We start from the raw sequence: 12,730 nt of genomic DNA on the forward strand, positions 1-12,730 counted from the left end.
CAGTGTACCGGGCCCCGCTCAGGCTCCCGCGCCGGCCTGGGCGCGGGCCTTCTTGAACGTGTTGTGCAGCACCGCCAGCAGCGCGTCGCGCACCGACAGCTTCTGGCGCGCGTCGAACGTGATCAGCGGGACGTCGTCGCTCACCGCCAGTGCCCAGCGCACGTCTTCGAGGTTGTGGCCGAGCGATCCGTCGAACATGTTCACCGCCACCACGAACGGGAGGCCCGCGTTCTCGAAGTAGTCGACCGCCGGGTAGCAGTCGTCCATGCGGCGGGTGTCCACGATCACCAGTGCGCCCAGTGCGCCGTGGACCAGGTCCTGCCACATGAAGCCGAAGCGGTCCTGGCCGGGTGTGCCGAACAGGTACAGCTTGACCTCTTCGTCGATCGTGATGCAGCCGAAGTCCAGTGCCACCGTGGTCGTGGTCTTGGCCGGGACGTGGCCGGTGCTGTCCACCGAGGCCGCCACCGACGTGATCGCGGCCTCGGTCGTCAACGGCTTGATCTCCGAAATGGACGACACCGCCGTGGTCTTGCCGACGCCGAAGCCGCCCGCGATGACGATCTTGACCGGGGCTGGCGGCCGGGCGCCCGGTTCAGTGAATGGCTTCGAGTCCACGAATGACCCTTTCGATCATGCCGAGGTCGTGCGAGTTGTGGGTGCCCGGACGGCGGACGACGACGTAACCCAGCTCGGCGAGGTCGGCCACCAGCACCCTGGCCACGCCGATGTGCAGGCCGAGCATGGCGGCCACCTCGGCGACCGACATCGTGTTCCGGCAAAGGGACACGATCTCCTGGCGTTCGAACGTGAGCTTCGGGTGCGACGCCGCGCCGAGGCGGGACGTCATGACCTGCGCCTCGATCTCGAGGCTCTGGTCGACCGGCTGGGCCCGCCCCGAGGTCATCAGGTACGGCCGCAGCAGCGAGATGTCCGGTTCTTCGGACATCACGACCCCACAGTGTTCTTGAGCTCCTCGATCAGGCCGGGCGTCAGAACCTCAGTGGCGCGGTTGGCGAACATCGCCATTTCGTAGGCGATCGTGCCGAGGCTGGCCTGCTTGTTGGCCAGCACACCCAGCGAGCAGCCGATGCTGATCGTGCAGACGAGCAGGTACCCGTGCTCGAGCTCGATGATCACCTTGTCGGGCGAGCCGAGCGGGTGGCTTTCGGAGACGCCGTGGGCGAGGCCGAGCATGGCGGAGGAGATCGCGGCGAGGCGGTCGGCGTTGGAGCGCTCGAGCTCCGTCGACATCGCGATCAGCAGGCCGTCGGCCGAGACCGCGATGGCGGCTATCGCGCCCGCGGTGTGCTGCGCGAAGCGGCTCACCAGCCAGTTGAAGTTCTGGGCTTCGACACTGACGCCAGGTGCGGGGATGCTCATTTCCTGCTCTCTTCTCCTCGTTCCATCACACGACCGGCGACCACGCCTTGGGGCGGGCTGTCTGCCGTCACGTCCTCCGCCTTCGCAAGGCCGGCGGCGAACGCGTCGAACGCCGCCCGCTCGGCCGCCGGGTCCCGCTTGGTGCGGTTGACGACGGCGCGGGCGAGCGGCCGCCCGGCGGTCTGCTGACGCAGGCCGGGGGCGAGCTGGGCACCGGGGACGCGGCGGATCAGGCCGTCGCGCGACTGCGCGGCGGCCGTCAACGGGGCCGTGGCCACCGGCGAAGCCTCCACAGCGTCTACGGGGACGCGGACCGGGAGAGGTGACACGGGTGCGGTCACGACGGTGGGCGGCGCGGACGGCGGCTCGGTCGTCATCGCGCTGACCTCGGCGGCCTTCGCGAAGGCGCTCGCGAAGCCGTCCATCGCGGCCTTGGTCGCTTCGGGGTCGTGACGCGGCTTGTCGTTGCCGGCCACCGGCGCCGACGTGCCCGGTTCGGGCAGCTGGGCGCCGCGGACCCGGCGGCGCAGGCCGCCGCGTGATTCCGCCGTTGCCACCACCTCCGGCTCGGGCTCGGTCTCGGCGGCGGGCTCGGCGTCGGGTTCGGCGGCCGGCCACACCGGTTCCAGCTCGCGGAACCAGCGGAAGCCGTTGCCGTGGCCGAGCAGCGCCGGGATCGCCGGCGCCGGCAGTTCGGCGGGCCGGTCGCGGGCCGGTTCGGGCGCCGGCGGCCGGAAAGCGGTCAAGTCGGACAGCGTGCTGGGCGCGGCGTGCCGGGGCTGCGACGGCGCCGGGATCGCGGGCGCCTGTTCGGGTTTCGCACGCAGCTGGGTCCGGTGGGTGAACAGCGACGGCGGGATGGTCAGCCGCGCGGTCACGCCGCCGGTGGTCGGCGTCGCGAGCAGCTCGACCCCCAGCTCGTGGCGCCGCGCCAGGCGGCCGACCACGAACAGGCCGAGCACACTGGTCGGCGCGAGCTCCAGGCGTTCGCGCTCGACGAGCCGCTTGTTCTCCTCGGCCAGCTTCTCCGCGGTCATGCCGATGCCGTGGTCGACGATGCTCACCAGGCAGGCGCCGTCGGCGAGCAGCATGGTGTCCACCTCGACCATCGAGCCCGGCGGCGAGAACGACGTCGCGTTCTCCAGCAGCTCGGCGAAGACGAGCACGAGGTCGGCGCCGAGCGCCGACGACAGCAGGATTTCCGCGACGACGCCGAGCTTGACGCGCTGGTAGTCCTCGATCTCGGCGAGCGCCGAGCGCAGGGCCGTCGACAGCTCGATCGGGCCGGCGATGCGGGCTTCGTCGCGGGTGCCGGACACCACGAGCAGGTTGTCCGCGTTCCGGCGCAGGCGGGTGGAGAGGTGGTCGAGCCGGTAGAGGCTGGCCAGCAGCCGGGTGTCCTGCTCGTTGCGCTCGACCTCGTCGATCAGGGCGAGCTGGCGGCCGACGAGGTTCTGCGTGCGCTTCGCGACGTTCGCGAACATCAGGCTGGTGTTGCGGCGGGTGAGCGCCTGGCGTTCGACCAGCTCGGCGGCGGTGGTCTGGACCCGGTTGAACGCGGCGGCCAGCTTGCCGAGCTCGTCGTCGGAGACGACGTCGATGGTGGCCAGCCGCGGGATCTGCTCCTCGGCCTCTTCGGTGTCGGTCACGCGGACGAGCTCGGTGCCGGCGAGGTCGGCGACCGACGTCGCCGCGGTGGTCAGCTGGCGCAGCGGACCGGCGATCGAGCGGGACACCGCGACGGCGAGGAACGCGACCAGCAGGAACAGCCCGCCGGCGCCGAGGCCGACCGTCCAGGCCAGCCGGGTCGCGCTGTCGGCTCGTTCGGTCGCGGAGTCGGCGATCTCGTTGATCGCCCGTTCCTGCACGAGTTTCCGCTGCCCCGCGTGGATGTCCGCCGCCGAGAGCACGTCCGAAACGTACTGCGTGGTGCCCGCCGCGTCACGCGGGCTGCCGACCTGGCCGGCGAGTTCGTCGACGCGCCGTCCGGCGTCGCTCTGCTCGACCCGGACGACCAGGGCGGCCCGCTCGCTGTCGTCACCGTCGTCGCCCTGCTTGACGAACCGGTCGATGAAGATGGGTGCCTGCTGGGTCGCGTCGTCCAGGATGGACCGGCCGGCCTCCGGCGACACCGCGGTCACGATGAGGGCCATCGCGCGCAGCGAGTTCTCCTCGTTCGCCCGCAGCAGCGCGTCCAGCGCCGTCAGCTCCCGGGTGCCCTCGGCGTCACTGGTGAGCTGCGGGACCAGGCGCACGGAGTCGATCACCGCGTCGACCACGGCGTTGTAGGTGCGGGCAACGCTGTCGAGCGCGACACCGCGGCGAGCGGCGTTCTGCCGCAGCTCGCCGAGCGAGCCGATCCGGGTCAGTGCCGCGGAAAGCTCGTCGGGGGCGTCGGGCCCCAGCGCACCGCGGACGTCGGCGACGGTCTTGTCGACCACCTTCTGCTGCTGGACCATCTGGTCGGGGCTCGCCGAAGGCGTCGCCACGAACGCGGCCGTCAGCAGCCGCTCGCGCTGCAGCTGCCACATCAGCCCGCCGAGCTGCTGGGCGTTGCGCGCCACGGCGGCCGACTGCGCCGCCGCGCCGGCGCTGTTCGCCTGCGTCAGCACGAACGGCACCGACACCAGCACCACCGCGACCAGCGGCGGCAGGAGCAGCAGGTTCAGCTTGCCGCGAATACCGAGCCGGGCGAGAACTCCCCCGCCGCCGGCCCGTTCCGCGGCCGACCTGCCGTGTCTCATCCCGCCACCTTCCCCGTCTTCCGATCTTCTCACTCGCCCGCGGCCACCCGGCTCACGTGGCCGCGGTGCTGCTCCCGGACCAGGTCCTCGATCCGGGCGCGCAGCGCGAGGAACCGCGGTTCGCGCTTCACCGCCAGGTCGCGCCCGGCGGGCAGCGCCACCTCGACGTCGGCGGCGATCCGGCCCGGGTCGGAGGCGAGTACCACCACCCGGCCGCCCAGGAACACCGCTTCCTCGACGTCGTGGGTGACCATCAGCACCGTGGTGCCGGTGTCGGCCCACACCTGGCGGATCAGCACCTGCATGTCCTCTTTGGTCTGGACGTCCAGCGCGCCGAAGGGTTCGTCGAGCAGCAGAACTTCCGGTTCGCACGCCAGCGCGCGCGCGATCGCGACGCGTTGCTTCTGACCGCCGGAAAGCTGCTTCGGCAGCGACCGGCGCACGGCTTCGAGCCCGGTTTCGGCCAGGTACCAGTCGACGCGCTCGGCGCGCTCGGCCGGGTCGAGCGAGAGCAGCTCGAGCCCGAACGCGACGTTCTTCTCGACACTGCGCCACGGGTAGAGCGCACCGGCCTGGAAGACGAGCCCGCGGTCCGGCCCGGGGCCGGTCACCGGAACGCCGTCGAGCACGATCTCGCCCTCGGTCGGGTGGGTGAGCCCGGCCACCAGCGACAGCAGCGTCGACTTGCCGGAGCCGCTGGCGCCGACGACGCAGACGAACTCGCCGCGCAGCACCTCGAGGTCGACGCCGTCGAGGGCGCGCGTGACCCGGCCGCGGACGGTGTAGTCCTTGGCGACGCTCCGCAGTTCCAGCGTCATGCCGCCCACCTCCCGACCCGCGTGCGCAGCAGGCGCAGCAGAACGTCGATTCCGAGCCCGGCGATCCCGATGACCACGAGCACCGCGAAGATCTTGTCGGTCTGCAGGAACCGCTGCGCGCGGACGATCCGGTACCCGAGGCCGGCCGAGGAGTTGATCAGCTCGGCTACGACCACGAAGTTCCACGCCGCGGCGGCGTTGACCCGGACGGCGTCGATCATGCCCGGCAGCGAGTGCGGCACGACGATCTTGCGCAGCACCTCGCCGCGGCGAGCGCCGAGGGTGTAGGAGACGTCGATGAGCGAGCTCGGCACGCTGCGGACGACGTCGGCGGTCATCAGCGTGTTGAAGAAGACCGTTCCGATGAACAGGATGGCGATCTTCGACGGCTCGCCGAGGCCGAGCCAGATGATCAGCAGCGGGATGAACGCGCTCGCCGGCAGGTAGCGCAGCAGCCCGATCAACGGCTCGAAGAACGCCTGCCCGGCGGTGAAGGTGCCCATCAGGATGCCGAGCGGCACGGAAACCAGCACGGCGAGGCCGAAACCTTCGAGCACCCGCTGGGTCGTCGCCCAGAGGTCCTCGAAGAGCTCGCCCCTGCTCGCCATGTCGGCCCCGGCCTCGACCACCGCAACCGGCGACGGCAGGAACGTCGAGTCGACGGCCCCGCTGATGCTCAGCACGACCCACGCGAGGAACGGGATCGCGAACGACAGCACCGCGAGCGTCCAGCGGGACGTCGCTGAAATGGGCGCGCGCAAGGAGAAAAGCGGCGAAGCGGACGGCTTCAGGCCGGCCCGGCGGGGCAGCGGCGACCAGCCCGGTCGTCCACCGCCCGCCCGGCCGGCCTCCTGCCGCTCGGCGAGCTGCTGTTCGGCTTCCAGTGCCTCGGCGGTCTTCGCGTCGGCGGTGGTCGCCGGGGTGGTGCGCTGGGTCGGACCGGTCACTGGGGCGCGGCCTTCACGAACTGGTCGTCGAAGAGCCCGTCGAGCGAGGGCCGTTGCTGGGCGAGCCCGGTGCCGACGATGAAGTCGATGATCTTGTTCGCCTGGAAGTCGAGGTGCTGCGGGGTGACGCCCGGGGTGAACGCGTCGATGTTCTGCTGCCGCGTGAAGATCGTGGTGCCCGCGTCGTAGGTCTTGTAGTCCGCGTCGGACACACCACCGCGCTTGGCCATGATCTGCACGGCCGCGTCCTTGTTGTTCTTGATCCAGGCCAGCGTCTCGAACCAGGTGTTGACCAGCGCCTGCACGTCCTTCGGGTGGTCCTTGACCAGCTTCTGCGACGTGACGAGGTGGTCCGGGATGGCGCCGGGGAACTCCGCCGACGTCGAGATCGCGCGGCTGCCCGGGCGCTCCAGCGCCTTCGAGGTGAACGGCGCGAACGCGGCGACCGCGTCGACCTGCGCGCCGGCGAAGGCGGCCGCGGCGGCGTCGGTCGGGAGGTTGACGAGCTGGATGTCCTTTTCGGTCAGTTTCGCCGACTGCAGCGCCAGCAGCAGCAGGTAGTGGTCGACCGCACCCTGCTCGACGGCGACCTTCTTGCCCTTGAGGTCGGCGACGCTGGTGATGCCGTCGCGCGCGATGATCTTGTCGTTGCCGGTGGAGTTGTCGTTCACCAGCACGATCGACAGCTTGGCGCCGCCGGAGACCGACGACAGCGTGTCGTTGAGGGTCTGGCTGTTGGCGTCGATGGCGCCGCTGGAGAGCGCGTTGATGCTGTCGGTGTAGTTGTCGAAGTACTTCAGGTCGACGTTCACGCCGTTCTTCGCGAACAGCCCCTGTTCCTGCGCCACCTGCCAGGGGAACCAGCCCGGCCAGGCGCTGAACCCGATGGTGATCTTGCTGCCGCTGCCGGAGGCGGAACTGTCGCTGCACCCCGAAAGCGCGGTGACCCCGGCGAGGGTCAGCAACGTCAGGAGCACCGTCAGCAGACGGGGGCGGGAACGGGAAATCACAACGAACTCCAGGTTGCGGGGGAAGTGGAGTGGTGCCGTACCAAAAGGGGGAATTGCGGTGCTCGGGGCTACCGGTGGTGACGACGGGAAGGGGGAACACGTCGAGCTGCGCTACCGCGCACGGTCATCGCTGCTCACTTCCGGCCGCACCTGATCGGGTCATCGCGAGAGAACGCGGACAGGAAGTACCTACACCCAGTGAAATCCCAGCACTCAGCGCACCGGATCAGCCACCCCTGTCCCTCTCCCGGCGGAGAGCCTAGCGAGTAGCACAAGATCCCCACAACGTCCGCCAGTTCAGCCAAACGAGTGACCACCAGCTGGGCTAACCAGCAATGACCCGGGGCACTCAAGATCAACTTGAGCCTTGGTTCCTGTCGGCCACCCGGCCAATCGGGCCCGCGCACGGCCGGCAATCGTGTGCAACTGCACGACCGATCGCCCCTGATCGTCACCGCGGCCGCAGCGAGTGCCGAGATCATCACCGAGTGCGAATCGGCAGATCCGAACGGTCGTTCGGGAACTGCCGGTCACCACCCCGGGAATCGAACACCTGTCCGCATCTGCCGATACCGCACCGATCCGGGATCCGCGAATGATTCCTCGACTGTTAACACGCCCGAAACATTTCGACCGGTGCCGCGCATTTCGATCAAATGACAGATTTAGTCAGGTCGTAAACGGTCGTCCCCCCGGCGGTGACCGGGGCGAAGTTCTGCTCGACCCAAGCCTGGATCTCGCCGGCGGTCCCGCGGCCACCCCCGAAGCCACCGCGGCCGCCGTCGACGTAGTAGTGGATGTCGCCGTCGGCGACGTACTGCCGGAACTGTTCCAGCGTCGGCGCCGGGTCGCTGCCGCTGAAGCCGCCGATCGCGAGCACCGGCCGTCCGCTCGCCAGCGCCAGGCCCGCCGACTGCATCGCGCCGCTCTGCGCCGCCGCCCACTTCGTCGTCGTGCCCTTCAGCAGGTCGATCACCGTGCTGTCGGTCTCCCCCGCGCCGAACCCGCGCGGACCGCCGCGTCCACTCGCGACGGCCGGGCCGGACGACGGCGTCCCGCCGGAGTGCGCGGCCGCCGCCGTGGCCAGCGTGAAGGACGTCGTCCCGAGCAACGCCCCGCACAGGCCCAGCACGGCCACGACCGGACCGAGCCGCCGGAACCGGTCGGCGCCGAAGAGCAGTCCGGCGACCGCGGCGGCGGCGAGCACCAAGAGCGTGAAGCGGACCCACGGCTGCCAGTCCGGCGTCCGCGCGAGGAGCACGAACCCCCAGACCGCGGTCACCGCGAGCATGACGGCGAGCACCGCGCGAGCCGCGAAGTTGGCCCGGCCGCGCCAGAGCTCCCGCGCGGAGATCCCCAGCGTGGCGGCGATCCCCGGGGCCAGCGCGACCGTGTAGTACGGGTGGATGATGCCGCTCATGTAGCTGAACACCAGTGCGGTGACGACCAGCCAGCCGCCCCACAGCAGCAGCGCCGCCCGCGTCCGGTCGGTGCGGGGCGCGCGGCGCGTGAACCACAGGCCGGCGGCCAGCCCGATGACCGCGGCGGGCAGCAGCCACGACGCCTCGCCGCCGAACTCGCCGCCGAACAGCCGCGTCAGGCCGGTCTCACCGCCGAAGCCACCCCCGAACCCACGGCCGCCCGCGGGCAGCTCCATCCCGGCAGGCGGCGTGAAGGTCTGGCCGCCGCGTCCCTCACCGAAGATCCGGCCGAGCCCGTTGTAGCCGAAAGCCAGCTCCAGCACGGTGTTGTCGGTCGAACCGCTGATGTAGGGCCGGTCCGCGACCGGCCACAGCGCGACGGCCACGATCCACCAGCCGGCGGAGACGAGCACCGCCCCCGCCGCGGCGAAGAGCTGCCCGATCCGGCGGCCCAGCGACGTCGGCGCGGCGACGGCGTAAGCGAGCACGAACGCGGGCAGCACGAGGAAGGCCTGCAGCATCTTGTCGAGGAAGCCGAAGCCGATCGCGACCCCGGCCAGCACCAGCCACGTCGTGCTCGCGTGGGCCAGCGCCCGCACGACGCAGTACGCCCCGGCGACGAGCAGCAGCACGAGGAAGGAGTCGGGGTTGTCGTAGCGGAACATGAGCGCGGCCACCGGCGTCAGGGCGAGCGCGGTCCCGGCCAGCAGTCCCGCACCGGGGCCGGACAGCCGCCGCACGGCGAGGTAGAGCAGGCCGACGGATGCCACACCCGCGAGCGCGTCCGGCACGAGCAGGCTCCAGCTGGAGAAGCCGAAGATCCGGCCGGACAAGCCCATGATCCACAGGGAGAAGGGTGGTTTGTCGACGGTGACGACGTTGCCCGGATCGAGCGAACCGAAGAACCACGCCTTCCAGCTCCACGTACCGGCCTGCACGGCCATGGCGTAGAAGTCGTTGGCCCAGCCCGTCTTCGACAGGTCCCACAGGTAGAGCAGGCCGGTGCCGACGAGCAGAGCGGCCACGGCGGGCTTGACCCACCGCGGTCCCCGACCGGCGGCGGGCGGCTGGGGCTGGGCGTGTTCGGGCGCCGACAGCGTGGTCGTCATGGGAGCCACCGTGTCGGCACCGCATGTGGTCAACTTGTGGCGAAGCTGTGCGTCACCTGTGCATCCCCCCCAGGGTGGCCTTAGGGAGCCGGGGCCGCCGGGAAGGTGATCGCGAACTCCGTCCGTCCCGGCCGGCTCTGCACGCCGACCCGGCCGCCGTGCACGCCCACCACCGCGGCCACGATCGCCAGCCCCAGCCCCGTGCTGCCCGCCGCGCGCGAACGGGAATTGTCGCCGCGGGCGAAGCGCTCGAAGATGTCGGGGAGGATCTCCGGTGCGATGCCCGGGCCGTCGTCGGCCACCCGGAGCCGGACGATTCCGTCCGATGTGGACAGCGTGGTCGTCACCGTCGTCCCCGGCGGTGTGTGCGTGCGCGCGTTGGCCAGCACGTTGATCACCACCTGGTGCAGCTGGCCCGCGTCGCCGAGGACGCCGATCGGCTCGCCCGGCACGTCCATCAGCCACTTGTGGTCCGGGCCCGCCACGTGCGCGTCCGCGACCGCGTCGGCCACCAGCCGGCACAGGTCCACCCACTCGTGCACCACCGGACGCCCCGAATCCAGCCGGGCGAGCAGCAGCAGGTCCTCGACCAGCGTCGTCATCCGGCGCGACTCGGACTCGACGCGGCTCATGGCGAACGCGACGTCCGGGGGCACCTGCTCGCCGCCGCGGCGGGTCAGCTCCGCGTAACCGCGGATCGCCGCCAGCGGCGTGCGCAGCTCGTGGCTCGCGTCCGCGACGAACTGGCGGACGCGGTTCTCGCTCGCGTGCCGCGCGGTCAGCGCGTTCGCGACGTGCTGCAGCATCCGGTTCAGCGCCGAGCCGACCTTGCCGACCTCGGTGTTCGGATCGGTGTCGGCCTCCGGGACGCGTTCGGAGAGCGCGACTTCGCCGCGGTCCAGCGGCAGCTCGGAGACGCGCGTCGCGGTCGCGGCCAGCCGGTCGAGCGGCTGCATCGTGCGCCGGATCGTCGCCGCGCCGACCGCGCCCGCCAGCAGGATCCCGGCGAGCGCAACACCGCCGAGGATGAACCCGAGCTGCCACAGCGTCTCGTTGACGTCCTTCAGCGGCAGGCCGATGACCGTCTTCTCGCCCTTCGGCGCCACCGTCGAAACGACGCGGTACTCGCCGAGCGTGCCGCCGAGGTCGACGCTCCGCTGCTTCCCGTCGGACGGCAGCGCGAGCAGCGCCAGCATCTGGTCCTTGGTGATGCCCTTGAACGGCGCCTTGCGCTTCGACGGCGGCCCCGCGCTGAAGTCGAGCACCCCGGCCTGCACCACCGCACCCGTCTGGACGACGGCGAGCGTGCCCTCGCCCTGGCCGAGCACGCGCAGCGGGTCCGGCGGCGGCGCGTCGCCGTACGGCCACGCCGGCCGTTCCCCGCCGTGCGCGGCGCGGTCGGTGGCCGCCTTGAGCCGGTCGTCCTGCTGGCGGATCAGGAACTCGCTCAGCGCGAACTCGGTGACAACACCGACGACCACGCAGACCAGGGCGAGCAGCGCGGCGAGCTGGACGATCAGCCGCCGCCGCAGCGACCACTGTGACATCCAAGCGCGCTTCGGTTCAGCCTGCGGGCTTGAGGACATACCCGGCGCCCCGCATGGTGTGGATCATCGGCTCGCGGTCGGCGTCGATCTTCTTGCGCAGGTACGAGATGTAGAGCTCAACGATGTTGGCCTGACCGCCGAAGTCGTAGCTCCACACGCGGTCCAGGATCTGGGCCTTCGACAGCACCCGCTTCGGGTTGCGCATGAGGTAGCGCAGCAGCTCGAACTCGGTCGCGGTCAGCGGCACCAGGTCGCCGCCGCGGTGCACCTCGCGGCTGTCTTCGTCGAGGGTGAGGTCGCCGACGACCAGCGTCGAGCCGCTCGCGCCGGTGACCCCGCCGGCCCGGCGCAGCAGCGCGCGCAGGCGCAGCGCCACTTCTTCGAGGCTGAACGGCTTGGTGACGTAGTCGTCGCCACCGGCGGTGAGCCCGGCGATGCGGTCCTCGACCGCGTCCTTCGCCGTCAGGAACAGCACCGGCAGGTGGGGCGCCTCGGACCGCATCCGGCGCAGCACCTCGAGGCCGCTGAAGTCGGGGAGCATGACGTCGAGGACGACGGCGTCGGGGCGGAAGTCGCGCGCGATCCGGACGGCCTCGGTGCCGTCGCCCGCGCTGCGCACCTCCCAGCCCTCCATCCGCAGGGCCATCGACACGAGCTCGGCCAGCGTCGCCTCGTCGTCGACGACGAGTACCCGGACCGGGCTCCCGTCGGCGCGGCGCAGATCGGCCTTGCCAGGGCCCGGTGACGTGGCGTTCATAGCGGTCATGGTGCCACCTTCCCGGCCCGGCGTCGGTGTTCGCTGTGCGGTGGCTGTGCATTCGCTGTGAAGGTTCCCGCTTTCGGGGCCGCTTTGGAGGCTGCTGGGGAGGCACAGCGCGTGCTGACGCTCCGCACAGCTCAAACACAGCCGCGGCGGTGAACCTGGGCGGGACCAGTGTGGGTACGACCGGAGGACACGATGACGACCCCGAACACCCCGCCCGAGGGCGAACCGGCTCCCGCCGCGAACACCCCGGCCTGGGGCGAACCGGCCCCGGCGAACTGGGGCGACCCCGCGGCGGCACCGGCGAAGAAGGCCTGGTCCGGCAAGAAGACGGCGATCGCGGCCGGCATCGCCGTGGTGATCGCGGCGGGCGGCGGCGCGGCCATCTGGGCGGGCACGAGCAGCGCCGACAATTCGGCACCGGGCCCCGGCGGTTTCGGCGGCCCGGGCGGCGGCCAGTTCCGCGGCCAGGGGATGCCGGGAGGCGGCTTCGGCGGCGGCGTGGCGGCGCTGCGCGAGGCGTTGCACGGCGACTTCGTCGTGTCGAACGGCAGCGGCGGCTACACGACCGAGCGCCTGCAGACGGGCGACGTGACCGAGCTGAGCGCGACCTCGGTGACGTTGACCAGCAAGGACGGCTACAAGCAGACGTACACGCTCGACTCGTCGACCCAGAAGACGGGCGAGGTGAAGCAGGGCGACACGAACGTGACGGTGGTGGCCAAGGTCGAGGGCCAGACGGCAACGGCGACCTCGCTCGGCCAGGGCTTCGAGGGCCAGCGCCAGCCGGGCCAGCGCCGTGGCGGCTACCCGGCCCGCCCAACGAACTGACCGACGAGCTGACCGACGCTCCCCATCGCCCCAAGCGCCCCAATGGGGTTGTTTCATCGTGGTTGTGGCTGGTGAGGGTGGTGTGTGTGTGGGTTGTTGTGGTTGTGGGGGAGGAAGTGGCGTCGGGACTCGGCGTGGTGGTCTGGGCATGGGTGAA

Annotated in this window: 11 protein-coding genes; 1 reads left to right on the forward strand and 10 read right to left on the reverse strand. The window is 71.2% G+C overall.

Annotation, left to right across the window (positions count from 1 at the left end; genetic code table 11):
* Positions 1-18 precede the first annotated feature (18 nt).
* The 10 genes from Q5425_RS13465 to Q5425_RS13510 all read right to left on the reverse strand — a co-directional run bounded on the left by Q5425_RS13465 (position 19) and on the right by Q5425_RS13510 (position 11,745).
* Positions 19-618: an ATP/GTP-binding protein gene (locus tag Q5425_RS13465; RefSeq protein ID WP_308672531.1), complete on the reverse strand. Its 600-nt coding sequence runs from the start codon at positions 616-618 to the stop codon at positions 19-21.
* Positions 596-949: a DUF742 domain-containing protein gene (locus tag Q5425_RS13470; protein ID WP_308672532.1), complete on the reverse strand. Its 354-nt coding sequence runs from the start codon at positions 947-949 to the stop codon at positions 596-598. The genes Q5425_RS13465 and Q5425_RS13470 overlap by 23 nt, the downstream gene beginning before the upstream one ends.
* Positions 949-1,383, reverse strand: coding sequence for a roadblock/LC7 domain-containing protein (locus Q5425_RS13475; protein ID WP_003061341.1), 435 nt, complete (start codon positions 1,381-1,383; stop codon positions 949-951). The genes Q5425_RS13470 and Q5425_RS13475 overlap by 1 nt, the downstream gene beginning before the upstream one ends.
* Positions 1,380-4,127, reverse strand: a complete 2,748-nt coding sequence (locus Q5425_RS13480) for a nitrate- and nitrite sensing domain-containing protein (protein ID WP_308672533.1) — start codon at positions 4,125-4,127, stop codon at positions 1,380-1,382. The genes Q5425_RS13475 and Q5425_RS13480 overlap by 4 nt, the downstream gene beginning before the upstream one ends.
* Positions 4,128-4,156: 29 nt before the next feature.
* A complete protein-coding gene (locus Q5425_RS13485; protein WP_308672534.1) occupies positions 4,157-4,945 on the reverse strand; it encodes an ABC transporter ATP-binding protein in 789 nt (262 codons plus the stop codon).
* A complete protein-coding gene (locus tag Q5425_RS13490) occupies positions 4,942-5,892 on the reverse strand; it encodes an ABC transporter permease (RefSeq protein ID WP_308672535.1) in 951 nt (316 codons plus the stop codon). Before Q5425_RS13490 ends, Q5425_RS13485 begins: the two co-directional genes overlap by 4 nt.
* Positions 5,889-6,902 carry an ABC transporter substrate-binding protein gene (locus Q5425_RS13495; RefSeq protein WP_308672536.1) on the reverse strand — a complete coding sequence of 338 codons (1,014 nt, stop codon included), beginning with the start codon at positions 6,900-6,902 and terminating at the stop codon, positions 5,889-5,891. Before Q5425_RS13495 ends, Q5425_RS13490 begins: the two co-directional genes overlap by 4 nt.
* Positions 6,903-7,554: 652 nt before the next feature.
* The gene (locus Q5425_RS13500) at positions 7,555-9,432 is read right to left on the reverse strand and encodes a glycosyltransferase family 39 protein (protein WP_308672537.1); all 1,878 of its coding nucleotides are present in this window, start codon (positions 9,430-9,432) and stop codon (positions 7,555-7,557) included.
* An 80-nt stretch (positions 9,433-9,512) separates the two neighbouring features.
* Entirely contained in the window at positions 9,513-10,979 is a 1,467-nt protein-coding gene (locus tag Q5425_RS13505; protein ID WP_396135164.1) for a sensor histidine kinase, read from the reverse strand.
* Positions 10,980-10,995: 16 nt separating this feature from the next.
* Positions 10,996-11,745: a response regulator transcription factor gene (locus tag Q5425_RS13510; protein ID WP_043776006.1), complete on the reverse strand. Its 750-nt coding sequence runs from the start codon at positions 11,743-11,745 to the stop codon at positions 10,996-10,998.
* 192 nt (positions 11,746-11,937) lie between these two features.
* Here Q5425_RS13510 and Q5425_RS13515 point away from each other — a divergent pair, with 192 nt between their 5' ends.
* Positions 11,938-12,573, forward strand: coding sequence for a hypothetical protein (locus Q5425_RS13515; RefSeq protein WP_308672539.1), 636 nt, complete (start codon positions 11,938-11,940; stop codon positions 12,571-12,573).
* The last annotated feature ends 157 nt before the right edge of the window (positions 12,574-12,730 follow it).

Origin of the sequence: Amycolatopsis sp. A133, from assembly GCF_031082405.1 — a bacterium.
GTDB lineage: Bacteria > Actinomycetota > Actinomycetes > Mycobacteriales > Pseudonocardiaceae > Amycolatopsis.

Coding starts and splice junctions, on each gene's coding strand:
- Q5425_RS13510 (WP_043776006.1), bottom strand. CDS start 11,745: ATGACCGCTATGAACGCCACGTCACCGGGCCCTGGCAAGGCCGATCTG.
- Q5425_RS13485 (WP_308672534.1), bottom strand. CDS start 4,945: ATGACGCTGGAACTGCGGAGCGTCGCCAAGGACTACACCGTCCGCGGC.
- Q5425_RS13500 (WP_308672537.1), bottom strand. CDS start 9,432: ATGACGACCACGCTGTCGGCGCCCGAACACGCCCAGCCCCAGCCGCCC.
- Q5425_RS13470 (WP_308672532.1), bottom strand. CDS start 949: ATGTCCGAAGAACCGGACATCTCGCTGCTGCGGCCGTACCTGATGACC.
- Q5425_RS13480 (WP_308672533.1), bottom strand. CDS start 4,127: ATGAGACACGGCAGGTCGGCCGCGGAACGGGCCGGCGGCGGGGGAGTT.
- Q5425_RS13505 (WP_396135164.1), bottom strand. CDS start 10,979: ATGTCACAGTGGTCGCTGCGGCGGCGGCTGATCGTCCAGCTCGCCGCG.
- Q5425_RS13515 (WP_308672539.1), top strand. CDS start 11,938: ATGACGACCCCGAACACCCCGCCCGAGGGCGAACCGGCTCCCGCCGCG.
- Q5425_RS13475 (WP_003061341.1), bottom strand. CDS start 1,383: ATGAGCATCCCCGCACCTGGCGTCAGTGTCGAAGCCCAGAACTTCAAC.